Source organism: Ensifer sp. 2TAB8, assembly GCF_052115125.1.
GTDB lineage: Bacteria > Pseudomonadota > Alphaproteobacteria > Rhizobiales > Rhizobiaceae > Ensifer.
The window spans coordinates 1-25,832 of sequence record NZ_JBFRGB010000001.1; the positions used below are offsets into that span (position 1 = coordinate 1).

At 62.7% G+C, this 25,832-nt stretch carries 20 protein-coding genes; 7 read left to right on the forward strand and 13 right to left on the reverse strand.

Annotated elements, in window-relative coordinates:
• A partial coding sequence (locus tag AB4Z53_RS00005) for an FAD-dependent oxidoreductase (RefSeq protein WP_441595194.1) occupies positions 1-170 on the reverse strand: 170 nt, incomplete at its 3' end.
• Between the two features lie 460 nt (positions 171-630).
• Between AB4Z53_RS00005 and AB4Z53_RS00010 the strand changes: the two genes are divergently transcribed.
• From AB4Z53_RS00010 to AB4Z53_RS00030, 5 genes are all read left to right on the forward strand, one after another.
• Complete coding sequence (locus tag AB4Z53_RS00010) at positions 631-1,929, forward strand: Hsp70 family protein (protein WP_441594133.1); 1,299 nt, start codon at positions 631-633, stop codon at positions 1,927-1,929.
• An 88-nt stretch (positions 1,930-2,017) separates the two neighbouring features.
• Entirely contained in the window at positions 2,018-2,902 is an 885-nt protein-coding gene (locus AB4Z53_RS00015; RefSeq protein ID WP_441594134.1) for a uracil-DNA glycosylase, read from the forward strand.
• Between the two features lie 177 nt (positions 2,903-3,079).
• The gene (locus AB4Z53_RS00020) at positions 3,080-3,256 is read left to right on the forward strand and encodes a hypothetical protein (protein ID WP_113537827.1); all 177 of its coding nucleotides are present in this window, start codon (positions 3,080-3,082) and stop codon (positions 3,254-3,256) included.
• A gap of 78 nt (positions 3,257-3,334) precedes the next feature.
• Positions 3,335-3,490, forward strand: a complete 156-nt coding sequence (locus AB4Z53_RS00025) for a hypothetical protein (RefSeq protein ID WP_113538070.1) — start codon at positions 3,335-3,337, stop codon at positions 3,488-3,490.
• Positions 3,491-3,688: 198 nt separating this feature from the next.
• Entirely contained in the window at positions 3,689-4,981 is a 1,293-nt protein-coding gene (locus AB4Z53_RS00030; RefSeq protein ID WP_291155209.1) for an MFS transporter, read from the forward strand.
• 45 nt (positions 4,982-5,026) lie between these two features.
• On the opposite strand, the gene AB4Z53_RS00035 is transcribed toward AB4Z53_RS00030, so the two are convergent.
• Entirely contained in the window at positions 5,027-5,965 is a 939-nt protein-coding gene (locus tag AB4Z53_RS00035; RefSeq protein WP_113537829.1) for a DMT family transporter, read from the reverse strand.
• 428 nt (positions 5,966-6,393) lie between these two features.
• Between AB4Z53_RS00035 and pepN the strand changes: the two genes are divergently transcribed.
• Positions 6,394-9,042: an aminopeptidase N gene (pepN, locus tag AB4Z53_RS00040; protein ID WP_441594135.1), complete on the forward strand. Its 2,649-nt coding sequence runs from the start codon at positions 6,394-6,396 to the stop codon at positions 9,040-9,042.
• 280 nt (positions 9,043-9,322) lie between these two features.
• Positions 9,323-11,653 (forward strand): PAS domain-containing sensor histidine kinase, encoded by a 2,331-nt coding sequence (locus AB4Z53_RS00045; RefSeq protein ID WP_441594136.1) that lies wholly within the window; start codon positions 9,323-9,325, stop codon positions 11,651-11,653.
• A 59-nt stretch (positions 11,654-11,712) separates the two neighbouring features.
• Here AB4Z53_RS00045 and AB4Z53_RS00050 read toward each other — a convergent pair whose 3' ends face one another.
• The 11 genes from AB4Z53_RS00050 to feuP all read right to left on the reverse strand — a co-directional run bounded on the left by AB4Z53_RS00050 (position 11,713) and on the right by feuP (position 25,771).
• Entirely contained in the window at positions 11,713-14,667 is a 2,955-nt protein-coding gene (locus AB4Z53_RS00050; RefSeq protein WP_441594137.1) for a bifunctional [glutamine synthetase] adenylyltransferase/[glutamine synthetase]-adenylyl-L-tyrosine phosphorylase, read from the reverse strand.
• An 82-nt stretch (positions 14,668-14,749) separates the two neighbouring features.
• On the reverse strand, positions 14,750-16,156 hold the full coding sequence (locus AB4Z53_RS00055; RefSeq protein WP_291155219.1) for a sensor histidine kinase: 1,407 nt from the start codon (positions 16,154-16,156) through the stop codon (positions 14,750-14,752).
• Positions 16,153-16,851: a response regulator transcription factor gene (locus AB4Z53_RS00060; protein ID WP_113537834.1), complete on the reverse strand. Its 699-nt coding sequence runs from the start codon at positions 16,849-16,851 to the stop codon at positions 16,153-16,155. Before AB4Z53_RS00060 ends, AB4Z53_RS00055 begins: the two co-directional genes overlap by 4 nt.
• Before the next feature lie 190 nt (positions 16,852-17,041).
• Entirely contained in the window at positions 17,042-18,601 is a 1,560-nt protein-coding gene (locus AB4Z53_RS00065) for a Do family serine endopeptidase (protein ID WP_113537835.1), read from the reverse strand.
• Between the two features lie 329 nt (positions 18,602-18,930).
• Complete coding sequence (locus tag AB4Z53_RS00070) at positions 18,931-19,386, reverse strand: cytochrome c-type biogenesis protein (RefSeq protein WP_113537836.1); 456 nt, start codon at positions 19,384-19,386, stop codon at positions 18,931-18,933.
• The gene (locus AB4Z53_RS00075) at positions 19,383-21,371 is read right to left on the reverse strand and encodes a heme lyase CcmF/NrfE family subunit (protein WP_441594138.1); all 1,989 of its coding nucleotides are present in this window, start codon (positions 21,369-21,371) and stop codon (positions 19,383-19,385) included. The genes AB4Z53_RS00070 and AB4Z53_RS00075 overlap by 4 nt, the downstream gene beginning before the upstream one ends.
• A complete protein-coding gene (gene ccmE / locus AB4Z53_RS00080) occupies positions 21,368-21,820 on the reverse strand; it encodes a cytochrome c maturation protein CcmE (RefSeq protein WP_113537838.1) in 453 nt (150 codons plus the stop codon). The genes AB4Z53_RS00075 and ccmE overlap by 4 nt, the downstream gene beginning before the upstream one ends.
• Positions 21,817-22,953 (reverse strand): c-type cytochrome biogenesis protein CcmI, encoded by a 1,137-nt coding sequence (ccmI, locus tag AB4Z53_RS00085; protein ID WP_441594139.1) that lies wholly within the window; start codon positions 22,951-22,953, stop codon positions 21,817-21,819. The genes ccmE and ccmI overlap by 4 nt, the downstream gene beginning before the upstream one ends.
• A gap of 132 nt (positions 22,954-23,085) precedes the next feature.
• Positions 23,086-23,508 carry a hypothetical protein gene (locus AB4Z53_RS00090; protein ID WP_113537840.1) on the reverse strand — a complete coding sequence of 141 codons (423 nt, stop codon included), beginning with the start codon at positions 23,506-23,508 and terminating at the stop codon, positions 23,086-23,088.
• 216 nt (positions 23,509-23,724) lie between these two features.
• Entirely contained in the window at positions 23,725-25,110 is a 1,386-nt protein-coding gene (locus AB4Z53_RS00095) for an ATP-binding protein (protein WP_113537841.1), read from the reverse strand.
• Positions 25,100-25,771 carry a two-component system response regulator FeuP gene (gene feuP / locus AB4Z53_RS00100; RefSeq protein ID WP_034789361.1) on the reverse strand — a complete coding sequence of 224 codons (672 nt, stop codon included), beginning with the start codon at positions 25,769-25,771 and terminating at the stop codon, positions 25,100-25,102. The genes AB4Z53_RS00095 and feuP overlap by 11 nt, the downstream gene beginning before the upstream one ends.
• Positions 25,772-25,832 lie beyond the last annotated feature (61 nt).

The window sequence follows — 25,832 nt, forward strand, 5'->3', positions numbered from 1 at the left end:
CCCGACAGAATATGCGCACCGACCTCGGCGCCCTTTTCGAGCACGACAACCGAAAGCTCCGGATTGACCTGCTTCAGCCGGATCGCCGCCGCAAGACCCGCCGGTCCCGCACCCACGATCACAACGTCGAACTCCATGCTCTCGCGTTCGGGCAGGTCTTGCTCGGTCATACCGTCTCTCCAGTCTCACCGGTCTTCTGCCGGTTCAGTTCCCAGGGCATATCATTCCGTCATGGCAAATGCCGTTTGGCTTGTCGAGCCGGGATGCGACAGACGATGCCCGCTTTTGCGCATGAGGTCATGACTTTAGAGCGAATTTCTATATGACGTGTACGTAAACGTAAATACATCAAATTGTCGCGTGCCGAAGGTATGAGCCATCCGGCCTTGCTTTTGCCGAAGAGCCGTGCGACGAGGCCGCCAGATCCTTCCGGCGATCCGCGCCGGCATATCCCATTCGCAAAAGGCACTCGGCAAGACGCCCCTCTGGCGCGCGGACGACGTGTCTTTTGTCGGCTTCGGGGCCGGCCGCCTGACATGCGGAGACGGTCCCACAAAATTTCACGTTGCGTCGCGCGCCGCCGGCTTGCCCCGGGCGGCGGAGCGACGCCAGACGCAAGGAGACCATCATATGGCCAAGGCACTGGGCTTTGACTTCGGCACCACCAATTCCGTTTTGGCGGTTGCCGCCGGCGACACCACTCATTCAGTGCAGTTCGACAGCCTTGCGGGCACGACAGACGCCATGCGCACGGCGCTCTCCTTCATGAAGGACGCCAACCTCGGCGCCCAGGCGCTGAAGGTCGAAGCCGGCCAGGCGGCAATCCGCGCCTTCATCGACAATCCGGGCGACTGCCGTTTTCTGCAGTCGATCAAGACCTTTGCCGCAAGCCCCCTCTTCCAGGGCACGCAGGTCTTTGCCAAGCGCCACAGCTTCGAGGACCTAATGCGGGTATTCCTGACAAAGTTGCGCGACTATGCCGGCGACGGCTGGGCGGGTGAGTATAGCCGGATCGTCGTCGGTCGGCCGGTGCACTTTGCCGGCTCCAGCCCCGATCCGGCGCTCGCTCTCGAACGTTACGGCGCAGCGCTCTCCGAATTCGGCTTCCCCGAGGTGCACTATGTCTATGAACCCGTGGCGGCCGCATTTTACTTCGCACAAAATCTGAAGCAGGACGCCACTGTCCTCGTTGCCGACTTTGGCGGCGGCACCACCGACTATTCGCTGATCCGCTTCGAGACCAAGGTGGGCCGCCTGACCGCGCGCCCGATCGGGCATTCGGGTGTCGGCATCGCCGGCGACCATTTCGACTTCCGCATCATCGACAATGTCGTCTCGCCGCTGATCGGAAAGGGGAGTCTCTTCAAGAGCTTCGACAAGCTGCTTGAAGTGCCGTCCAACTACTACGCAAACTTCGGCCGCTGGAATCAGCTTTCGATCTTCAAAACATTGAAAGATTTCACCGATCTGAAAAAACTCGTGCGCCAGAGCCTGGAGCCCGAGAAGCTCGAAGCCTTCGTCGATCTGATCGAACATGACGAGGGTTATCCGCTCTACAACGCGATCTCGGCGACGAAGATGCGACTGTCGCAGGAGGACGAAACCGAGTTCTACTTTGCGCCGCTCGGCGAAATGTCGCGCCGCACGGTTCGCCGTAGCGACTTCGAAGGCTGGATCGCGCCGGAACTGGCCCGCATTGAAGGTGCGCTCGATGACGTGCTGCAGTCGACAGCGACGGCACCAGAAGCGGTCGACAAGGTGTTTCTGACCGGGGGTACGTCATTCGTTCCGGCCGTCCGCGGCATCTTCGAGCGGCGCTTCGAAGCCGACCGCATCGAAAGCGGCGGCGAACTGCTGTCGATCGCCCACGGACTGGCGCTGATCGGCGAGCACGATGACATTGCGCACTGGACGGCGAACGCCGCCTGAGGCTGGCGTCCCCCAAGATCTTGGATAGACAGGCCGAGGGCCGGAAAATCGGTTCCGGTCCGGCGGCTTATGGGTTAGGTTGGCGCCCATGATTTCCGCCCACGATCTCTCTCCAGCACAGCTTGCCGCTCTCCTCGCCTTCCATGCGGATGCGGGCGTAGAATGGCTGCTGGAGGAGGAGCCGGTCGACCGCTTCGCCGAATTCGAGGCGATGAAGGCGGCGCGCGGTAACGCGCGCGCAGCGGCAGTCAGCAGCCGTGCAGAGACGCCCGCGGCGCAACCGTCAGCGCGCCAAGCAGCGACGGCCGCTGCCCCCGCTCCATCCCGTGCGCCCGCTCCGGCCGCGAATGCTCCCGCCGTCGCCATTCCCGATGCGCAGGCAATCGAGGAGGCGCGCTTTGCCGCCGAATCGGCCCGATCGCTGGCCGAGCTCAGGGTTGCGATGGAAGGCTTTGCCGGCTGCAATCTCAGGAACAGCGCCCGCAATCTCGTCTTTGCCGAAGGCGACCCGGCAAGCGGCATCATGATCGTCGGCCCCATGCCCTATGCCGACGACGATCGCGACGGCCAGCCTTTTGCCGGACGCCTCGGCGAGATGCTGACCCGCATGCTCTCCGGCATCGGTCTCGCGCGAGAAAACGTGCTGCTCAGCAATGTCGTGCCCTGGCGCCCGCCAGGCAACCGCGTGCCGACGGCGCGCGAGGCCGACATCTGCCGCCCCTTCATCGAGAGGCAGATCGCGCTTGCCGAGCCCAAGCATTTGCTTCTGCTCGGCAATTTCACCGCCCGCTTCTTCCTCGGCGGCAGCGATACGATCCACCAACTTCGCGGCGAATGGCGGGAGCTTATGATCGGCGGCATCAACGTGCCGACCCTTGCCACCCTACATCCGCAGGACTTGGTGACGGCGCCGGTCAACAAGCGCTTCGCCTGGCAGGACCTGCTTGCCTTCAAGGCCCGGATCCACGGCTGATCCGCACCGAAGCGCTATGCGCAAACGCGGCGTTCGTCCGCATGCCCGCTTTATGAACAAAGAATGAAGAAAGCCATGCGGTTTGCGCATATCAGCGGCGCAATATGACGCATTGCAAAACACGATGCTGCAGTGCAATATATGTACACGGGAGGAATGGAATTAAGGAATTGAACCATGACTGCCCGCTTTCGTCCGATCCACAGCAGCTTTGAGACGCTCCGGTACGCCGGTGCTGCTCAGCGGACGCCGTTCAACCGCTTCGGCACGGCAGCCAACGAGCAGATGACCGCGATCGGCCTCGCCCGGACAACCCGTCCGGCGCAGATTTTCGCTGACTTCATTCAGCGCTGATCCCCACGCGACATGCGTCACTGCGTGTCGCGTGCCCGTGTCGCCACAATCGGTGACGACGATGAAAGGAACGAAACCATGACCAAGCCCATTGCAAGCCTCAAGGTTCTGTTCGATTCGATCTCCGACATCGGCACAGCCGTTCGTGCCTCGCGCGAATACACGGCTCTCAGCACCAAGAAGGATGCTCGCCGCGCCCATCGCGTGGTCGTGAGCCCGCTCCTGCCGAACTGATCGCTGCCGGCAAAGAGGCTTACCGCCTTTTTGCCATCGCCTGTCGCAATCGACAGGGCCCAAAAAACTGGATAGAGCCACACTCCCTATGACCTTGGAGTGTCAGGCTCATCCGGCATCCGCCAGAACGAGCTCGCTCCAGCTGCGCTTGCCCGCCATCGGCCTCGATGCGGGAGCGTTACGTTTTCAGGAGCGCCGATGCTGGCCAGCCTCGCTTCCGTCTTCAGCCTGATGGTATCGACCCTGCTCATGATGGTCGCCTTCGGCCTGCAGAGCTATGTCATCCCGGTACGCTCCGTCGCCGAAAGCTGGTCAACGCTGACGGTCTCGGTGATCGCCACCGGCTATACGGTCGGCTTCACGCTTTCCTGTGTCGTCACACCCAAATTCGTGCTKCGGGTCGGTCACGTGCGCGTGTTCACGGCGCTGATCACGCTTCTGTCGATCGCGATCCTGCTCTGCGGCCTCGTCGTCGACTGGCGCGCCTGGATCGCCTTTCGCGCCATCGCCGGCTTCGCCATCTCGGGCAGCTATCTGGTCATAGAGAGCTGGCTCAACGAGCGCGTCACCAACGAAAACCGCGGCCTCCTCTTTTCGCTCTACCTGATCACGACCATGGTCGGCACCATCGGCGGGCAATACATGGTGCCGCTCGGGGACCCCACCAATACGTCGCTGTTCATGCTGTGCAGCGTGCTGTTCTCCCTGGCGCTGCTGCCGACGGCACTTTCCTCCTCGCCCATGCCGGCTCCCCCGGCGCAGGCGAAGTTCGATATCCCGGCGCTCTTCCGCCGCTCGCCGGTTGCAGTCGTTGGCGGCTTCCTGGCCGGCGCGCTCTCCGGCGCCTGGCTCAATCTCGGCGGCGTATTCACCCAGCAGATCGGCCTTTCCACCGCCGAGGGTGCGACGCTGCTCGCCTCGCTTTTGACCGGCAGCGCGATTTCGCAGATCCCGATCGGCCGCCTCTCCGACAAGATCGACCGGCGCATCGTCATGGTCGGCTGCGGTGTCGTCGGTGTCGTCTCTTGCCTGGTGATGTCGGCATCGATCGGCAGCCAGCCGGCGGTGCTCTACATCGTCGCCGCCTTCATCGGTTCGGTGCTGTTCCCGATCTACGCGCTGAACGTCGCGCATGCGAACGACCTCGCCAGGCCGAACGAATATGTCGAGACGTCTTCCGGCCTGATGATCACCTATGGGCTCGGCACGATCTCGGGCCCGCTGATGGTCGGCCCGGTTATGGATCGTTTCGGTCCGGCTTCGCTGTTTCTCGTTCTCGCCGTCTACTTCGCCCTCTATGGCGGCTATGCTGCCTTGCGCATTCTCCAGCGCGAGCAACACAAGGGTCTGGTCACCAAGACCGACTTCCAGGCAACGAGCGTGATGCCAACACCTGGCCCCGACGTGACGAGCCCCGTCGCCCAGCAGATGGCACACGAGCCGCTGATCGACGACGACACCGTTCCGGCCTGGGAGAAGCCGCGCCCATAGGGCGACGACGCAAGGCGAACTCGCGCCTACTTCAGGGGGAATTCCCTAGCCCTGCGGCGTCATATGCTTGCGGGCGCCCCGGCGTTCGAGGCCAAGCCGATGTTCCCGGAAGATGATGAAGATGCCGGCGCCGACGACGATGGCAGTGCCAACGAGCATGGCCGCCGTCGGGATATCGTCGAACAGGAAATAGCCGATGATCAGGCCGAGTACGATCGACGTATATTCGAACGGCGCGATCGTCGACATGTCGGCGTGGCGATAGCTCTCGGTCAAAAGGATCTGCGCGACACCGCCGCAAAAGCCGGCGACCATCAGCAGCAGAAAGGCATCGCGCGAGATCGACGGCCAGCCGAAGGGCAACGTCGCCAGCGAAAAGACCGAGGCCGACAGCGAGAAGTAGAGCACGATCGTATGGGTGCGCTCGTTCTTGACGAGCTTTCGCACCAGCACCATGGCAACCGCTCCAAGGGCAGCCGAAATCAGCACCGCTGCGGCGCCCAGCGCCTCCAGAGAACCGAACCCGCCGTCGCGGAACAGGGTCAGCCGCGGCCAGGTGATGATCATCACGCCTACCAACCCGATAAACACGGCCGACCAGCGATAGAGCCGCACCGTCTCGCCAAGGAAAAGTGCTGCGAAAACGACGGCGATCAGCGGCATGGCGTAGCCGATGGCGATGGCTTCAGGCAGTGGCAGATGCACGAGGCCATAGAAGCCGAAGCTCATCGCCAGAATGCCGACGAAGCCGCGTGCGATGTGGCCGGTAAAATCCTCGGTCTTAAAGGCATCGCGCAGCTGTCCGCGGAAGGCGAGATAGCCGAGGATCGGCACCATGGCGAAGGCCGACCGGTAGAAGGTGATCTGACCGGTGGCGATCTCGTTTCCGGCCGCTTTGATCAGCGTCGACATGCAAACGAAAATGACGACGGAAAGGACCTTGAGCAGGATCCCCTTCATCGGGCTTTCGACTTCCGCATCCATTGAGGGCACTTTTCGAACAGCCTCCGCCGGCGATCAGCAGACACGAGGGCTGGTTTGGAGATTTTTTAAGCGGAGAAACCGCCACAGAACTTCGTCACCTTAGCGACGCCCGGCAAGAAAGTCGGATCAAACTTCGTGATGAATGACGTTTTTTCTTGATCGATTGACGTTCGGCAAAATGACGTCGGCTTTTCTTTAGCTTGCGCGAAAAAAACCTTTCCAATTCATGTCTTGTTAGTCCCACTTCGGTACACGTCAATCCGATAAGGGAGCGGGAAGAAGATCGGACGCCATGTCTTTTCTGTCGAAAGTGCGGTCGCCGGCATCACAATCGTGTGGCATTATCCGACTTTTCGCCCCTTGGCCTTTTCACCATCACAGGCGCCCACTACAAATTCTCCAGTAGAACGGCGCAAGCGGGACTGACCATGCGGACAAATACTGGCCAGATCATTCATCTGGAAGACTATCGGCCGACCGACTTCGTTCTGGAGAGAGTGGATCTGACCTTCGAGCTCGATCCGAAGGAAACCAAGGTCGAAGCCCGACTGATCTTCCATCGTCGCGAAGGCGTCGACGCGTCGGCGCCGCTGCTGCTCGACGGTGACGAACTGAAGATGACCGGCCTGCTGTTGGACCAGGAAGAGCTCGCGACCTCCCTCTACGACGCAACCGACGATACGCTGACGATCCGCGGCCTGCCGGAAACCGCACCCTTCGAAATCACCATCACCACGCTGCTTTCGCCCGATACGAACACGCAACTGATGGGGCTTTACCGCACCAACGGCATCTACAGCACCCAGTGCGAGGCCGAAGGCTTCCGCCGCATCACCTATTTCCCCGACCGTCCGGATGTGCTTGCCGTCTACACGGTCAACATCATTGCCGACAAGGCGTCCGCTCCGCTGCTGCTGTCGAACGGCAACTATCTCGGCGGCGCCGACATGGGCGACGGCCGTCACTTCGCGGCCTGGTTCGATCCGCATCCCAAGCCGAGCTACCTCTTCGCCCTCGTCGCCGGCGATCTCGGTGTCATCGAGGACACCTTCACGACCATGTCCGGCCGCGAAGTCGCGCTGAAGATCTATGTCGAGCACGGCAAGGAGCCACGCGCTGCCTACGCCATGGACGCGCTCAAGCGCTCGATGAAGTGGGACGAAGACGCCTTCGGCCGTGAATACGATCTCGACATCTTCATGATCGTCGCCGTCTCCGATTTCAACATGGGGGCGATGGAGAACAAGGGTCTCAACATCTTCAACGACAAGTACGTGCTTGCCGATCCGGAAACGGCGACCGATGCGGACTACGCCAATATCGAGGCGATCATCGCGCACGAATACTTCCACAACTGGACCGGCAACCGCATCACCTGCCGCGACTGGTTCCAGCTCTGCTTGAAAGAAGGCCTGACGGTCTATCGCGACCACGAATTCTCCGCCGACATGCGCTCGCGCGCGGTCAAGAGAATCGCGGAGGTGCGGCACCTGAAATCGGAGCAGTTTCCTGAGGACGCCGGCCCCCTCGCCCATCCGGTCCGGCCGACGAAATACCGCGAAATCAATAACTTCTATACGACGACCGTCTACGAAAAGGGATCGGAAGTCACCCGCATGATCGCGACGATCCTCGGCCGCGATCTGTTCAAGAAGGGCATGGATCTCTATTTCGACCGGCATGACGGCCAGGCGGTGACGATCGAAGATTTCGTCGCCTGTTTCGAAGAGGCAAGCGGTCGCAACCTCGGTCAGTTCGCGCTCTGGTACCACCAGGCCGGAACACCGCTGGTCACCGCTTCGGGCGCCTATGACGCCGCCAAGCAGACCTTTACGCTTTCGCTCGAGCAGACCGTTCCGGCTACACCCGGACAGGGCGCCAAGGAAGCGATGCACATTCCGCTGCGCATGGGCCTGTTGCTCGATGGGGGCAACGAAGCCGACCTTTCCGCGGTCGCCGGCGCCGACATGACCGGCGACGTCCTGCATCTCACGGAGCGCAAGCAGACGGTTGTCTTCTCCGGCATCCCGTCGCGCCCGGTGCCGTCTTTCAACCGCGGCTTCTCCGCGCCGATCAATCTGCATATCGAGCAGAGCGCCGACGATCTCGCGCTGATCGCGCATCACGAAAGCGACCTCTTCGCCCGCTGGCAGGCGCTCAACGCAATTGCACTGGCCAATCTGGTCGAGGCCACGGCGAATGTCCGCGCCGGAAAGCCGGTCGTTTGCGACAAGGCGCTTATTGTTGGCCTGATCCGCGCTGCCTCGGACGAAGCGCTCGAGCCCGCTTTCCGCTCGCAAGCCCTGGCACTGCCGAGCGAATCCGACATCGCCCGCGAGATCGGCACGAACAATGATCCAGACGCGATCCACGCCGCCCGTCAGCAGATCCTGACGGCCGTTGCTGCGGCCGGACGCGACACCTTCCTCAACCTGGCCGACGACCTCGTCTCCACGGGGGCGTTCAGCCCGGATGCCGCGAGTGCTGGCCGGCGGGCGCTGCGCAACAGCGCCCTCACCTACCTCGTCCAGGGCGATCAAGGTCCGGAGCGCGCCGCCAAGGCCTTTGCCGCTGCCAACAACATGACCGATCTCAGTCATGCGCTAGCGCTGCTCGCCCACCGCTTCCCGAACGCCGCCGAGACTGCGGAAGCGCTTGCAATCTTCCGCAAGCGTTTTGCCGACAACGCGCTGGTCATCGACAAGTGGTTCGCCGTCCAGGCGACCATCCCCGGCGCAGCCACGCTCGATCGGGTCAAGGCACTGATGGCCGAACCGCTCTTCAACGGCAACAATCCGAACCGCGTGCGCTCGCTGGTGGGCACCTATGCCTTCGCCAACCCGACCGGCTTCAACCGTGCCGACGGAGAGGGCTACCGCTTCCTCGCGCACCAGATCCTCGACATCGACCCGCGCAACCCACAGCTTGCAGCCCGTATCCTGACCTCAATGCGCTCCTGGCGCTCGCTTGAGGACAAGCGCGCGGGGCATGCTCGCAAGGCCTTGAAGGAAATTGCTGGAGCACCGAAGCTCTCGGCCGATGTCGGCGACATCGTCGAACGGATGCTCAAGGCCTGAAGCCTGGAACTCATTGATGCCATCTACAGCGCCGCGCGTCTTTCAGACGCGCGGCGCTGTAGTGCTTTGAATCTTCTGTATAATTTTGCCTTGGTCGGTGCCGGATCAAGGAACGATGCAGTAGGGACAGGTTGCCCCTGCGACCCGGCCTATTATTTCCCAACGATAAGAAATGGTTAACAAATCTTTACCGGCGCCTCTGGACAAGGCGAATCGCCCTGTGATTCATTGAGTCAGATTCGGGCGAGCGGCGCGCCGAATCATCAGAGGGTTTAGAGAATTGGGAAAGATGGCGGACGCGCGACAGGCGAGCGCAGCCGACGGGCGGTTGCGACTCAAGCTTCCGGGGCTTGCTGGCCGCCTGGAGCAGGAGTTTATCGCGCAGGCGAAGATCTTTGCCGGACCGACCTCACGGCGTCTGGCGAGCGCGGAGCCTATTCTCAAGCGTTCCATTCCGATCCTCATCATCGCCTTCCTGATCATCGTCGCGGTCTCGCGCATGTCCAGCATCATGGGCGAGCACGCCCGTATGGAGGAAAGTTCGCGCCAGACGGTCGGGCTCGCGGCCGCCATCGCGGTTGCGGCCTTCCAGACGGACGGTGCAGCGCTTTTCGACGAGGGCCGACGGACGGACGCGGAGCAACGCTTCAGCCAGTATCTGCCAACCGGCATGCTCGATCCCGGCACGTTCATCCTTGCGGTGCGCAAGGACGGCCGGATCTTTGCCAGCACCCAGGAGGGCGGACCACTCATCGGCCGGACACTCGCGGCAGTCGCGCCGGATATCGCGACGCTTCAGTATTTCGGCGAGCATTCCAGCGTCATGAAGACGCCGATTGTCGGCGTCGATCATATCGTGGCACTCGCGCAGCTGCCTGAGGCGGCCGGAGTTGTACTGGTCGCGACGCCGATCACCCAGCTCGAAACGACATGGCGTGACGAGGTGTCACTCAACGTGACGCTCTTTGCCGGCATTTCGGCCATCCTGCTGATGGTGCTCTATGCCTACTACATCCAGGCCAAGCGGGCCCGCGACGCGGATTCGGTTTTTGCCGAATCCAACCTGCGTGTCGAGACGGCGCTGTCGCGCGGCCGCTGCGGCCTGTGGGACTTCGACCTTGCCAACCGTCGGCTGTTCTGGTCGCGGTCGATGTACGAGATGCTCGGCATGCCCGGCGAGAGCAGCGTGCTCTCCTTCGGCGATGCTGCGCGGCTCATGCATCCCGATGATCGCGGCATCTATGGCGTGGCACGTACCATCGCGCGCGGCGATGCGCGCCAGATCGACCAGGTATTCCGCATGCGACATGCGGACGGCCACTATGTGTGGCTACGCGCCCGCGCGGAAATCATCCGTACCGTTTCCGGGCGGGCGCATCTGATCGGCATCGCCATGGATGTCACCGAGCAGCACCGGCTTGCCCAGCGCTATGCAGAGGCTGACCAACGGCTTGCCGACGCGATCGAATGTACCTCCGAGGCCTTTGTCCTCTGGGACAAGCATGACCGCCTGGTCATGTGCAACACCCACTTTCAGGAAGCTTACAAGCTGCCCGATCACGTGCTCGTTCCGGGGACGGAGCGTATCGCCGTGCACACGGCCGCGGCCCGGCCGGTGGTCGAACGACGCATCGCCGATCCCGACCGCAGCAACCAGTCGCAGACGAGCGAAGTCCAGCTTGCCGACGAGCGCTGGCTACAGATCAACGAACGGCGCACGCGCGACGGCGGCCTCGTGTCGGTCGGCACCGACATCACGCTGCTGAAGCGGCACCAGGTGCGCCTGCGCGAATCCGAGCGGCGGCTGATGGCGACGATCGGCGACCTCTCGGCATCGCGCATGACGCTCGAGCGGCAGAAAACCGAGCTTTCGGTCGCCAATTCCAATTATCAGGCGGAAAAGGACCGCGCCGAGGCGGCTAACCGCGCCAAGTCGGAATTCCTCGCGAACATGTCGCATGAGCTGCGCACGCCGCTCAACGCCATCCTCGGCTTCTCGGAAATCCTGCAGAACCAGATGTTCGGGCCACTCGGCTCGGAGAAGTACAACGAGTATTCGCGCGACATCCACGAGAGCGGCAAGCACCTCTTGAACGTCATCAACGACATCCTCGACATGTCGAAGATCGAGGCCGGGCACATGCGCATCAGCCGCGAGAGGATCGATCTGGCGCCGCTGATCGAAGAGACCTTGCGCTTCACCACCATTCCGGCGGAGCAGAAGAGCATCCACGTCGTGCAACAGATCTCCTCGGGCCTCACCATGGTTGCGGATCGTCGCGCCATGAAACAGGTGTTGCTCAATCTGCTTTCGAATGCGGTGAAGTTCACCAATGAGGGTGGACGCATTTCGCTTCGGGCGCGCAAGGTAACGGGTGCCGTGACGTTGACGATCGCCGATTCCGGCATCGGCATACCGCGCGACGCGCTTCAGAAGATCGGCCAACCCTTCGAGCAGGTGCAGAGCCAGTACGCCAAGAGCAAGGGCGGATCCGGGCTTGGGCTCGCGATCTCGCGCTCGCTCACCCGCCTGCACGGTGGCAGCATGAAAATTCACTCGACGGAAAATGTCGGCACCATCATCTCGGTCAGAATCCCGGACCAAACGTGAAGCGGAGGCGCGCGTGCGGTTTTCCGCTCGCACCCCGCTCAAGCGCCCCTGTGCGGCATTTAGCCAGAAACCACCGATTGGAAGACACGCCGGACGGCCTTCGACAGCCGGCGGATATCTCCCTCAAGCGTCTTCAGGTCCGGATAGTCCCCTGCCCGGCAGACGAGATCGATCAGCCCGGCCGGCGCTTCCTTCGGCTCGAACTCTCCCTCGATGCACAGGCGCACGATCTGCGACAACTCGGTAAAGAGATGCAGGGCCTCCAGGGCGACATCGAGATCGTTGGGGTTCATGAGGGCGTCGCCCAGAAGCTTCAGCGCATCGCCGGTATTGGTGCCGGCAGTCAGCGGCTGCACGCCCTTCGCCGGGGCGACCAGCGCCAGGTACTGGCTGATGAACTCGATGTCGACGAGACCGCCGGGGATCAGCTTGAAATCCCAGATGTCGCTCGGTGGCTTCTCGCTGTCGATCATCTCGCGCATGGAGATCACGTCGGCGCTGACCTTGGCAACGTCTCGCTTGCGGCCGAGAATTTCTGCAAAGATCGCGTTGGCCTCGGCCATCAGCTTGTCGTCGCCACAGATGCAGCGCGCCCGGGTCAGCGCCAGGTGCTCCCAGGTCCAGGCCTCTTCGCGCTGATACTTGGCGAAAGCGTTGATCCTTGTAGCGACCGGCCCCTTGTTGCCGGAGGGACGAAGCCGCATGTCGACCTCGTAAAGAATGCCCTCGGCCGTCGGCGCGGAGAGTGCCGCAATCAGGCGCTGCGTCACCCTGGTGAAATAGCGCGTCGGGTCGAGCGGCTTGGCGCCGTCGGACTCGGTTGCCGTCTCGTCGTAGTCATAGAGCAGGATCAGGTCGACGTCCGAACCGGCGGTCAGTTCGTGGCTGCCAAGCTTGCCCATGCCGACGACGGCGATACGGCCGCCGGGGAAATCGCCGTGCGCCGAGCGGACTTCGTCCTGAACCGCTTTCATGGCGGCCGCGATGATCAGGTCGGCGAGGTCAGTGAAGGCACGGCCCGCCTGGGCGCCGGAGATGGCGCCGGTCAAGAGCCGGATGCCGATCAGGAAGCGCTGTTCGGCAGCAATGATGCGCAGGCGGTCGAGCGCCTCCTCATAGTGCCGGGCGCCACCGACGAAATTGGCGATGCGCGGCGCGAGGTAATCCCGCGTCGGCAGTTCGGCGAGCAGGCCGGGGTCAAGCATGCCGTCGAAGACATGCGGGCGCGCGGCGATGATTTCGGCAAGTCTTGGGGCCGACGACATGACGTTGACGATCAGTGACAGCAGGCCCGGATTGTTGCCGAGCAGCGAAAAGAGCTGGATGCCGGCAGGCAGACCGGAAATGAAATTGTCGAAGCGCAGCAGTGCATCATCGGCCCGGCGGCTTTCGCCGAAGACGCGCAGGAGTTCCGGTGTCAGCTCGGTCAGCCGCTCGCGCGCCTCCACCGATTGCGTCGCACGGTAACGGCCATAGTGCCAGGTGCGGATGGTATGGGAGATGTCCGAGGGGCGCTGGAAGCCGAGCTTCCTCAGCGTTTCCAGCGTATCGGGATCGTCGCGCTGGCCGGTGAAGACGAGGTTTCCGGTCTCGGTCGAGAGCTTGGCCTCCTGCTCGAAAAGCTGGGCATAGCGGCGCTCAACCGTCTTCAGCACGCGCGAAAGCGCCTTGGAAAAGGCTGCCGTATCCTCGAAGCCGAGCATATAGGCGATGCGCTTCAGCTCCGCTTCGGTCTCGGGCAGAACGTGGGTCTGCTCGTCGCGCACCATCTGGATCCGGTGCTCGACATCACGCAGGAACCAGTAGGCCTCCACAAGTTCATCGGCCGTCTCCTCATCGATCCAGCCGGCCTTGACGAGGGCCCGCAGCATCGGCTCCGTCGCGCGCTGGCGCAGATCGGGCATGCGGCCACCGGCGATCAACTGCTGCGTCTGCACGAAGAACTCGATCTCTCGGATGCCGCCGCGACCAAGCTTGATGTTGTGACCCTTGACCGCGATCTCGCCATGCCCCTTGTGGGCGTGGATCTGGCGCTTGATCGAATGAATGTCGGCGATCGCCGCATAGTCGAGATATTTGCGGAAGACGAAGGGGACCAGTTCGCGCAGGAAGCGTTCGCCGGCCTCGATATCGCCGGCCACCGGCCGCGCCTTGATGAAGGCGGCCCGTTCCCAGTTCTGCCCCCTGCCCTCGTAGTAGAGCATCGCCGCTTCGACCGGGATCGCCAGCGGCGTCGAGCCCGGATCCGGCCGCAGGCGCAGGTCGGTGCGGAAGACATAGCCGTCGCCGCTGCGCTCCTGCAGGATGCGGATCAGGCGGCGCAGCAGGCGACCGAAGGTTTCCGAGGCATCGTCGCGATCGACGATGATGCCGGATTGCGGATCGTAGAAGACAACGAGGTCGATGTCGGAGGAGTAATTGAGCTCGACGGCACCGAGCTTGCCCATGCCGAGAACGACGACGCCGGAACCTATGCTGGGACTGGCGACATCCTTGACGATCAGCTTGCCGCCTTCGTGTGCGCTGAGCAGCAGGTGATCGATTGTCGCCGACACGGCAGCACCGGCAAATTCGCTGAGCCAGCGCGTGGTTTCGCGGCCGTCGAAATGCCGGGAGAGATCGGCGAGCGCCACGGCGAAGGCCAGCTCACGTTTGGCCCTTCGCAGCCGAGCCATGATCTCCGTGTCCGGCAGGGCCGCTCCGCCCTCGTTCGGCTTCCAGGCATGCCGGGCGCGACGCACCCGCTCGGTCAGAAAGGTCGATAAATCAGTGGACAGGAGCTCTTCGAGAATGACCGGCCGGCTGTCGCCGGTGTCGCGCAGGAAGGGCGAAAGTGCAAAGGCCGACACGACGAAAGTCTTGAACGGGCTCTCCGAGGCAAGCAGGCTTGCGATCCTCTCGTGCCCCTTGGCCATGTCTTTCAGCACGGAGAGCGCCGTTTTGGCGTCGGCCTGTGTCGCCGGACGGATTGGCGCCGTCTCGATCTCCCAGCACTGCTGCACCTGTTCCTGCATGCCGTCTCCCCTTGCCTGGAACGGGATGCGGCCAGAAAGCCGCAGCTGCCCATTCCATTCTCACTCTCCGGGAACCGGTCTATCAGGTTGCAGCCACCGGGAAAACCATCCGCACCGTCAGCCCCTTGCCGCCGTCACCGGCCGCGGGCTCGGTATCGGCAAGACGCAGCGAGCCGTGGTGCATTTCCATGACCGCCTCTACCAGCGAAAGGCCGAGGCCCGTGCCCGGCTTCGACCGGCTCTCGTCCAGGCGAACGAAGCGCTTCACCACCTCGTCATGCATCGCGGTGGGGATGCCGGGGCCGTGATCTGCTACGGACAAGAGCACATGGCCATCGCGCTTTTCCAGCGAGACCTTGATCAGCGGATTGTCCGCGCCATCGGCATACTTGATCGCGTTGTCGATGAGGTTGCCGAGAGCCTGGCCGACCAGTTCCCGGTTGCCTGAAATCACCAGATTCTGGGCGACGTCGGCTTCGAGTTTCAAACCGACGTCTTCGGCCACGGGCTCATAGAGTTCGACGCTATCGGAAACGATCTGCGAAAGATCGATCTCGCTCATCTCGGCGGCGGACGAACCGGCCTCGACGCGCGAAATCATCAGCAGCGCATTGAAGGTCCGGATCAACTGGTCGGACTCACCGATAATTTCCTCGAGCGCGCCGCGCTGGCTGGTGCCCTTGCGGGCAAGTGCCGCTTCCGCCTTGTTGCGCAACCGCGTAAGCGGGGTCTTGAGGTCATGGGCGATGTTGTCGGAGACCTGGCGCAGACCTTCGTTCAGCTTCTCGATACGGCCGAGCATCGCGTTCAGCGATTCCGACAGGCGGTCGAACTCGTCGCCAGAGCCGCTCATCGGCAGGCGCTGCGAAAGATCGCCCGCCATGATCTTGGTGCTTGCCTCCGACATGCGGTCGATGCGCTTGAGCGCATTGCGGCCAATGCCGAACCAGATGACGAGTGCACCAAGCCCCATGACGCCAAGCGCCACCATCAGCGCCTGACGCACCAGCGCGCGAAATTTCTGCGGTTCCTGCAAGTCGCGACCGACGAGAATGCGCAGGCCATTGTCGAGCACCAGCACATGGGCGAGCGCCACATGGCTGTCCGTCTTCGTCTCGTCCGTATAGCGCTGATAGGCAAAGGGGCGCTCGGTCCAACCTTCGCTGTCGAGCAGTCCGGGCTCGAGGCTCGCAACGTTGCCCGCGAGGATCTCGCCGTTCGGCCCGGCGATGACATAGAGATTGGCCCCCGGCTGGCGTGCGCGGCGCTCGAGCGAGCGCAACAGGCCGTTCATGCCGGCCCGCGTGTAGACCTGCTCGATCTGCGTCACCTCGGCGGTGATGGAATCCCGGGTCTGCTGCTGCAGCAACCGCTCCGACATGCCGGTAACGTAGAAAACGAGGAAGGCGGCGCAGAGCGAAAAGAGGATGAGATAGAGGGCGGAAAGACGAACCGCGGTCGTTCTGAAGAGAACGCGAAGCTTGCTCATGCGGGGGCCCGGTCATCCTTGATCATGTAGCCGGCACCACGAACAGTGCGCAGCAGCGGCACATCGAAGTCCTTCTCGATCTTCGAGCGCAGCCGCGAGACATGGACGTCGATGACGTTGGTCTGCGGGTCGAAGTGGTAATCCCACACGTTTTCCAGAAGCATGGTGCGGGTCACGACCTGGCCGGCATTCTTCATGAGATATTCGAGCAGACGGAATTCGCGCGGCTGCAGCGGGATCTCCTTGCCCTGTCGGCGGACGGAATGCGACAGGCGATCAAGTTCGAGATCACCGACGCGGTAGACCATGTCCTGCTCGGGCGTGCCCTTGCGGCGGCCAAGCACCTCGACCCGCGCGAGCAGCTCGTTGAAGGCGTAGGGCTTCGGAAGATAGTCGTCACCACCGGCGCGCAGGCCGGTAACACGGTCGTCGACCTGGCCAAGTGCGGAAAGAATGAGCACCGGCGTGTGAACGTCCTTGCGCCTGAGCTCTGTGATGACAGACAGGCCGTCACGACGCGGCAACATGCGATCGACCACCAGAACGTCGTAACTGTTCTCGCTGGCCATGAAGAGACCGCTCTCGCCATCGCTGGCGTGATCGGACACGATGCCTGCCTCACGGAAGGCTTTCGCCAGATAGGCTGCCGCCTCGAGATCGTCTTCAATGATGAGAATCTTCATACGCGCGACCATAGTCCCGGACCCCTATCTGTCTCAACCGGTTTCGGCTTTGCGACAACCGGATTGGCGAGCGCTTCTCGTGGACAAGAGCAGAATGAAGGCGGAAAACCGCAGAGATCTTTCCTCATCCCGCCCGAAACGGAAAGCGCCGCGAAATCACTTGGAAATCGCGGCGCTCCGGTCAATCATTTGACTGCCGCGATCAGCCCTGATCGATCGGGAGGGCCACGAAGCGGCTACCGTTCTCGGCCTCTATCTGGAAGAGCGCCTTGCTACGGCCGTCCTTCTTGGCAGCATTGATGACCTTGAGGATGTCGTCGGCGGACTTCACTTCCTGATTGTTGACGGAGACGATCTTTTCGCCCGTCTTCAGGCCACGATCGCTGGCGTCGGAGTCTTCGTCGACCGAGGCGATTGTGACCCCCTTGCCGTCATCGGACGGCACGACGGTAACGCCGAGGTTAGCCAGTGCCTGTTCGCTCGAAGGCTGTGCTTCTTCGGTCTGGCTGTCCTGGGTCTTGGCAGCGTCCTTGTCATCCTTCGGCAGGGTGCCGATTTCCAGCTTGACGCTTTCGGACTTGCCATCACGCCACAGGCTCAGATCAACGGTGGTGCCCGGACGGATGGCAGCAACCTTGCGCGCAAGATCACGCGGATCCTTGACGGTGTCACCGTTGAGCGCGGTTACGACGTCGCCCTTCTTGATGCCGGCCTTTTCACCCGGCGAGCCGGATTGCGGTTCGACGACCAGCGCGCCGCTTGCTTCCGAAAGACCAAGCGATTCAGCGATGTCCTTGGTGACAGGTTGGATCTGTACGCCGAGCCAGCCACGGGAAACCGAACCGTCCTTGATCAGGTCGGCGACGACGTCCTTGGCGACGGCCGCGGGGATCGCAAAGGCGATACCGACGTTACCGCCCGACGGCGAGAAGATCGCGGTGTTGATGCCGACCACTTCGCCCGAAAGGTTGAAGGTCGGACCACCCGAGTTGCCGCGGTTCACGGCAGCGTCGACCTGCAGGTAGTCGTCATAGGGGCCGGAGCCGATGTCGCGGCCACGGGCCGAGATGATGCCCGAGGTCACGGTACCGCCGAGGCCGAACGGATTGCCGACTGCAACCACCCAGTCACCGACGCGGACCTTGCTGTCGTCAGCCCAGCCGACATAGGTGAACTTGCGCTTGTCATCGACCTTGAGCACGGCGAGATCGGTGCGGCTGTCCTTGCCGATCAGCTTGGCATCGAGTTCGGTGCCGTCGTTGAGGATAACCGTAAAGGCCGAACCGTCGGAAACGACGTGGTTGTTGGTGACGAGGTAGCCGTCTTCCGAGATGAAGAAGCCCGAACCCTGGGACGTCGGGCGCAGGCGACCTTCGCCATGCGGACCACGGCGACCCGGACCACCGCGCTCGGCACGGTCATCACCGCGCGGGCCGAATTCCTTGAAGAAACGCTTCAGCGGGTGATCATCCGGCAGTTCATCGAAGCCACGGCCATTGAAGCCGAAGCTGAAGTCGCTGCCGTCTTCGGAAACCGGGTTGACGCGCGACTGGACACGAACCGAGACGACGGCCGGCGAAACCGCGTCGACGACGTTGGCAAAGCTCGGCACCGACGGCGCTTCCACCTTCACCGCTTCCGCGAAGGACTGGGAGATGCTGGCCGGCAATCCGGAGGTCAGCATGACGGCAGCAAGACCGGCAACGGTCGAGGTCTTCAGAACGGTCTTGAGGGAGGGACGCAGGGATTTGGTCGTAATCATCCGTTTTGCCTTTTCTCTTCCTTGATGCCGTCGAAGACGGCACCGAAACCTGGTTGCGATACCCACCTCGCAGGGAAGAGGCGGGCTCGTTTGGCTGACTGGAGGAACAGCCGATGACGAAAGATGTAACGGATGGGACCTTACTGAGTTCTGTCCGGAAGATGAATATTTGGTAATGTTGCGGGAGATGACTAGGGATGGACCGATAGCCCATTGCCGACCGCATGTCGCCGCGAACGGCGACCGTTATCGCCGAGAACATTCGCCTGCGATATCAGGCTATTGGCGTTCGACATCGTCGAACGCGCGACGCCGCTCCAAGCGTCCCGTCAGGGCTGAAGGAGTTTCTTCAGCTTTTCCTTTTCATCCTCGGAAAGCGGCGTTCCCTTGGCTTGAGCCCCGCGCCGGCGCGACGCAATGACAAGGGTGATCGCCCCGACGAGCAGCAGGGTTGCAGGCATGCCCCACAGGATCAGCGTCTTCGTTTCGAAGCGTGGCTTCAGCAGCACGAATTCGCCATAGCGGGATACGACATAGTCGATCACCGCTTCGTCGCTATCGCCGTTGGCGAGCCGCTCGCGCACCAGCACGCGCAGGTCCTTGGCAAGCTCGGCATTGGAATCGTCGATCGACTGGTTCTGGCAGACCATGCAACGCAGTTCGGCCGAGATCGCCCGAGCGCGGGCTTCAAGCGCAGGGTCGGCCAGCACCTCATCCGGATTGACTGCAAAGGCTGATCCGATCGGCAGGGTGAACAGCACAAGCGCCAGCAGCAGACGGATCATTCGGCAGCCCCCACTGGCACTGTCTTCGGCCGCTTGGCCCGTGTCGGCGCACCGACACGCAGCCGGCGATCGCTCAAGGATACGAAGCCACCCGCCATCATGAACAGGGTTCCGCCCCAGATGCACAGGATCATCGGCTTCCACCAGATGCGCACGACGATACCGCCTTCGCTGATTTGGTCGCCGAGCGAAACATAGAGCTGGTTGAGACCGAAGGTGCGGATGCCTGCTTCCGTCGTCGGCATGCGGCGCGCCTGGTAGAGGCGCTTCGACGACCAGACCTCGGAAACGGCGACGCCGCCGCGGCTAATGGTGAAGTGACCGGATTCTTCCGTGTAGTTCGGGCCACTGCCGTTGCGCATGCCGTCGAAGCGCAGCGTGTAACCGCCGGCGTCAACCGTCATGCCCGGCTTCATCTCGACGACCGTCTCGGTTTCGAATGCCGTGACAGCGACGATGCCGATCAAGGTGACGCCAAGACCGATATGGGCAAGAGCCGTACCGAAGGCAGAGCGTGGCAGGCCGGCAAAGCGCCGCCAGGCGACATTGCCCGCAACCTTGCCGACGCCGGAGCGCAGCGCCAGATCGGTGAGCGAACCGGCGATCAGGTAGACGCCAAGTGCAATGCCGAGGAGCGCCAGAACCGGGCCGCCGTTCATCACGTAATAGTAGATCGTGCCGGCGACGAGACCGATCGCGACGGACGCGAAGAGCCGCTGGGCGACGCCGGCGAGGTCCCCGCGCTTCCACGCCAGCAATGGACCGAACGGTACCGCAAAGAGCAGCGGCAGCATCAGGAGACCGAAGGTCATGTTGAAGAAGGGCGGGCCCACGGAGATCTTGTCCCCGGTGAGCGCCTCAAGCACCAGCGGATAGAGTGTGCCGGTGAGGACCGTCGCGGTCGCCGTTGTCAGGATCAGGTTGTTGAAGACCAGTGCGCCCTCACGCGAAATCGGCGCGAAGATGCCGCCGGCTTTCAGGTGCGAGGCACGCAAAGCAAAGAGTGTGAAGGCACCGCCGATGAAGAAGACGAGGATGGCGAGAATGAAGATGCCGCGCGTCGGGTCGGTAGCGAAGGCGTGAACGGAAGTCAGCACGCCGGAGCGCACGAGGAAAGTACCGAGCAGCGAAAGCGAGAAGGTCATGATCGCGAGCAGCACGGTCCAGATCTTCAGCGCCTCGCGCTTCTCCATGACCAGTGCCGAATGCAGCAAAGCCGTGCCCGCGAGCCAGGGCATGAAGGACGCGTTCTCGACCGGGTCCCAGAACCACCAGCCGCCCCAGCCGAGTTCATAATAGGCCCAGTAGGAACCCATGGAGATGCCAGCGGTCAAAAACGTCCAGGCGGCGAGCGTCCAGGGACGGACCCAGCGCGCCCAGGCGGCATCGATGCGACCCTCGATCAGTGCCGCGATCGCAAAGGAGAAGCAGACGGAGAAACCGACATAGCCGAGGTAGAGCAGCGGCGGATGAATGGCGAGGCCGACATCCTGCAGGATCGGGTTCAGGTCCTTGCCCTCACCCGGCGCCGGGATCAGCCGCGCGAACGGATTGGACGTCAGCAAGATGAAGAGCGCAAAGGCCATGGCAATCCAGGCCTGGACCGCAAGCACGTTCGCCTTCAGCGTTTCCGGCAGGTTGCGCCCGAAAGAGGCGACCAGCGCCGAGAAGAATGTCAGAATCAGCAGCCACAGCAGCATCGATCCCTCGTGGTTCCCCCACACACCTGAGATCTTGTAAATCAGCGGCTTCAACGAGTGGGAGTTTTCCCAGACGTTGCGGACCGAAAAGTCCGAAGTCACGTAGGCGAAGGTGAGCACGATGAACGCGAAGGCGACCAGCAGGAAACAGGCGACCGCCGCGCTCGACGCCAATTCCATCAAGCCGCGGTCGTTCAGCCGCGCCCCGAGGATCGGCAGAGCGGCCTGGATGACCGCGGTCGCCAATGCCAGGACCAGCGCGTAATGTCCGAGCTCGATGATCATTTAATCGTTTCCTTCCCGCTGAGCTCAACGCCCTGCGCCTTCAACCGGTCGGCGACATCCTTCGGCATATAGGTCTCGTCATGCTTGGCGAGAACCGTATCCGCCACGAAGACGGAGTTCCCTTGAACGAAGGCTCCCTCCGTCACCACGCCCTGCCCCTCGCGGAACAGGTCGGGCAGGATGCCCGTGTAGGTTACCGGCACGCCGGCAAGTGTGTCGGTCACAGTGAAGGTGACCGTCTTGCCGTCGCCGCGCTTCACCGAACCCGCTTCGACCACGCCGCCGAGACGAATGCGCGTGCCCGGAGCAACGTTCGCCTTGGCGAGATCGCTCGGCACATAAAAATAGGCGATCGCCTGGCTGAAGGCGAACATTACCAGAAAGGCTGCGAGAACCAGAAAGCCGACACCACCACCGATGATCGCCAGTCTTTTTTGCTTGCGCGTCATTGCGTCACTCCATCGGTCGCAATCCCGAGTTCGCGAGCGAGCGCCAGGAGCTGCTTGCCCCCGTCGCCATCGGCCGGGAAGGTTTTGAGGCCCTCCTTTAGCGCGGCCGCGGCCTTGTCTCGTTGATCAAGGACAACATGGGAGCGGATCAGCCGCGCCCAGCCCTCGAGGTTATCCGGATTTTCCTTGAGGCGGCTTTCGAGGCTTTCGACCATGCCGCGGATCATTTCCTGACGGTCGCCGGAGGTCATGCTCTCGGCGGCGGCGACATCCTCGGCACTGGGATTGCCGGGCGCGGCAGCGCTGGTTGCGCCCCCCAGTTCCGCCACATGCTGCTTGACGAGCGGCAGCCAGGGCGCGTCGGCAGGCGACGTCGCGACCAGCCTGTTGAAGGCGGTCAGCGCCTCCTCCTTCTTGCCTTCCTGCTTGAGGCCGAGGGCAAGGTAGAACTCCGAGCGCGGATCATTGGGGTCGATCGTCAGTGCCTGCTGGAATGCCTCCTGCGCCTTGGTCGTCACGAGACCATCGGATTGCACGACCAGGGCTTCAGCGTATCCACCCAGGCGCGCCGGCGTCGGCCCGAGCAGGCGGATGGCCCTGTCATAGGCGTCGACCGCTTCCTCGATGCGGCCGTTGCGCATGTAGATCGGTGCGAGCAGATCCCAGCCGGCACCGTCATTCGGGTTTACCGCAAGGTGGTTTTCAGCCTTGGCGATCAGGACATTGATATCGCCATTGGGGTCGGCCAAGCGCGCGGCAAGCGGCTGTGCCGGCACGCCCGGGCTACCCGTCAGCAGGTAAAGACAGAGCCCGACGACCGGAAGACAGAGCAGCACGAAAGCCTGGGCCAGACGATTGGCCCCGCGCCGCTGCGAAACGGCCGGCGCCACATTGCGGTCGCTCTCACCGGCTGCCAGCAACCGGCGCGCCACTTCGGCACGCGCAAGCTCGGCATCGGCGCTACCGATCAGGCCGCTGTCCTGATCGCGCTTCAGTTCATCGAGCTGGTGGCGATAGACCTCGATGTCGTGGCTGTGGGGAGACGATGGGGCTTCCCCTGCCCGCATCAGCGGGAGGATCAGCACGGCGGCGACGGCCGCCGTCAAAGTGGCGACGAGGATCCAGAACAACATGGACGCTCAATACTATGAGGCCCATGCCTTTCCAACTCGAAAACCGGTTATGACGGAGATTTGAGGCGTTTCGCCGCAACGGACGACGATGCCACCCCCGACGCTCTCAAACGGCCTCAGAAGGGACTGCGCTCAGCTGAGCGGCGTCCAGCTGCCGTCGGGATTGCGGCAGGCAGCACCCCGGGCCGTCTTCGCCTCAGTCTTGGTCGTGACAGTATGGCTGTACTGGCGGCAATTCTGCGACCCGACCTGATAGGGGGCGGCGGCAACGACGGAGCCGCTGACGCCACGTCCAGCCCAGGTCACAGGCTGGCCGCCGGGCGCTGCCTCGAGCGCACGATACTCTGCCTCGAGTGCGCGTTGACGATCGGACGTACCGATATCGAGATCGGAAAGACGGCCGATCACGCCGCCCTGAAGAGCGGCAATGTAGGTCGTCGAGGAGACACTACGGGTTGCTGTCGACTTGCCGCCCGCGGTCGTGCTGCAACCGGCAAGAGCCACGGCCGACGCGATCACCGCGATCCTACCGCCAACGACAAAAGTCCGTGCCATTTCTGCCTGGTTCCTCATGATCCGCGACACTCAACCATTCCTATCCGAAGCCGCATTCGTGAAATCCGGTACATTCGGGTCAAATGACGACTTGTCCTTGATTTTCTTTTGGCATTCCCCGCCTGCCGAGGCAACGGCGCGCCCTGCCACTGTGACATTTTCGAGCACGGGTGTGACACCTAAATCACGAAACCGCGCACCCTTCTTCACCCCGCTCTAAGCCGCGGCCGGCAACAGGAGCTGGGCACGCAGTCCCCCCTCATCCCGGCGCGACAGCGTAATGGTGCCTTGATACTCCCGCACGATCTCGCTGACGATCGACAGCCCGAGCCCAGTTCCGGGCTTGCTTTCGTCAAGTCGTTTGCCGCGTTTCATTGCCAGCGCGATCTGATCAGGATTGAGCCCCGGGCCGTCGTCATCGATGTCGAGCACGATCCACTGTCTTCCCGGTTCCTTCGCATGCAGATCGCTCGGCGCTGGTCGGACGTTCAGCCACACCTCGCCACGGGCGTGGCGGGCAGCGTTTTCAAGCAGATTGCCGACGGTTTCCTCGACATCCTGCAATTCCATCGCAAGCACCAACGCCGGCGGATTGATTGACAGGTGCACCTGCTTTTCCGGGTTGAGCTTGCGCATCACCCGAACCAGACGTTCGAGCGCCGGCTGCGCTTCGGTTCGCGCCAGGACGGATTCGCGCTGTGCGGCGATCCGCGCGCGGCTGAGATAGGATTGAACCTGCATCTGCATTGCATCGACCTGGTTGCGCACCAGTTCGCCGTGCGACGCGTCGAGCACCCGGGCCTCGTTGAGGAGCACGGCGATCGGTGTCTTCAGGGAATGCGCGAGATTGCCGACCTGCATGCGGGCGCGCTCGACGATGCGGCGGTTGCTGTCGATCAGGGCGTTCACTTCGTTGGCAAGCGGCTGGATTTCGCGGGGGAAAGCTCCATCAAGCCTCTCGCTTTCGCCGGCGCGGATCTTCTCCAGCGAGCGACGGACCTGATCGAGCGGGCGCAGGCCGAAGAGAATGGTCAGCGCGTTCACACCAAGGCCGCCGAGACCGAAGATGGAAAGCGCGATGGTCAGGTTGCGGGTGAAGCGATTGATGTCGGCTTCGAGCACGTCGCGGTTGCCGGCCACGCGAAAGCGCGCTGTGTGGCCCTGGATGTCCAACACGACCTCGGTCTCGGAAACTTCGACCGCGTTACCGAACGGATCCTTGGTCGTGTAGAACCGGACGTAGCCGGTGTCGAAGGGAACCTCATCGACGCTGGCGATCGGCAGCTTTCCGTTGCCGAGCGACGTCGAGATCAAAGGCGGCGTGTCGAATTCGCCGATCGGGTCGACGATCCAGTACCAGCCGGTCTGCGGCTGTGAAAATCGCAGATCGCCAAGCTGCGGACTGCCCGAAAGTACCGTCTTCTCGTTGACGGAAATCGAATTGACGACGTTGAAAAGCTGCGCCCGCAGCAGGTCCTTGAAGCCGCGTTCGGAGCCCTGGCGATAGAGTTCGGAAATGACCACGCCGATCACGACCAGGGCGACGACCGCCCAGACGGTGGAAACCGCCAATACGCGGGCTGTGAGGGACCTAATTGCCATTGCCCGGCGCTTGCATTCGGTATCCGAGGCCGCGCACCGTTTCGATCAGATCGTTGCCGATCTTCTTGCGCAGCCGGCCGATGAACACCTCAATCGTATTGGAATCGCGGTCGAAATCCTGATCGTACATATGCTCGACGAGTTCCGTGCGCGAAACGACCTGGCCCATGTGATGCATGAGATAGGAGAGCAGCCGGAACTCGTGCGACGTCAGCTTGAGGGCTACGCCATCGACGGTTGCCTTGGAACCCTTGGTATCGAGGCGCACCGGGCCGCAGACGATCTCCGAGCTTGCATGGCCGGCGGCACGACGGATCAGGGCGCGGATGCGGGCGAGAACCTCTTCGACATGGAACGGCTTGGCGACGTAATCGTCGGCGCCGGCATCGATACCGGCAACCTTGTCGCTCCAGCGATCGCGCGCCGTCAGGATCAGCACAGGCATGGTCTTGCCGTCGCCGCGCCACTTCTCGAGAACGGTGATGCCATCCATCTCCGGCAGGCCGATGTCGAGGATCACGGCATCATAGGGCTCGGCGTCGCCGAGATAGTGCCCCTCCTCGCCGTCATAGGCCTGGTCGACGACATAGCCGGCCTCCTTCAGCACCTCGGCGAGCTGCCGGTTCAGGTTGGCGTCGTCCTCGACAATCAGAATGCGCATTCGTCTCTACTTCCTCTCGCGGCCATTTCCGCTGCCTGTTTCGTCAAACCTAGCCGATTTA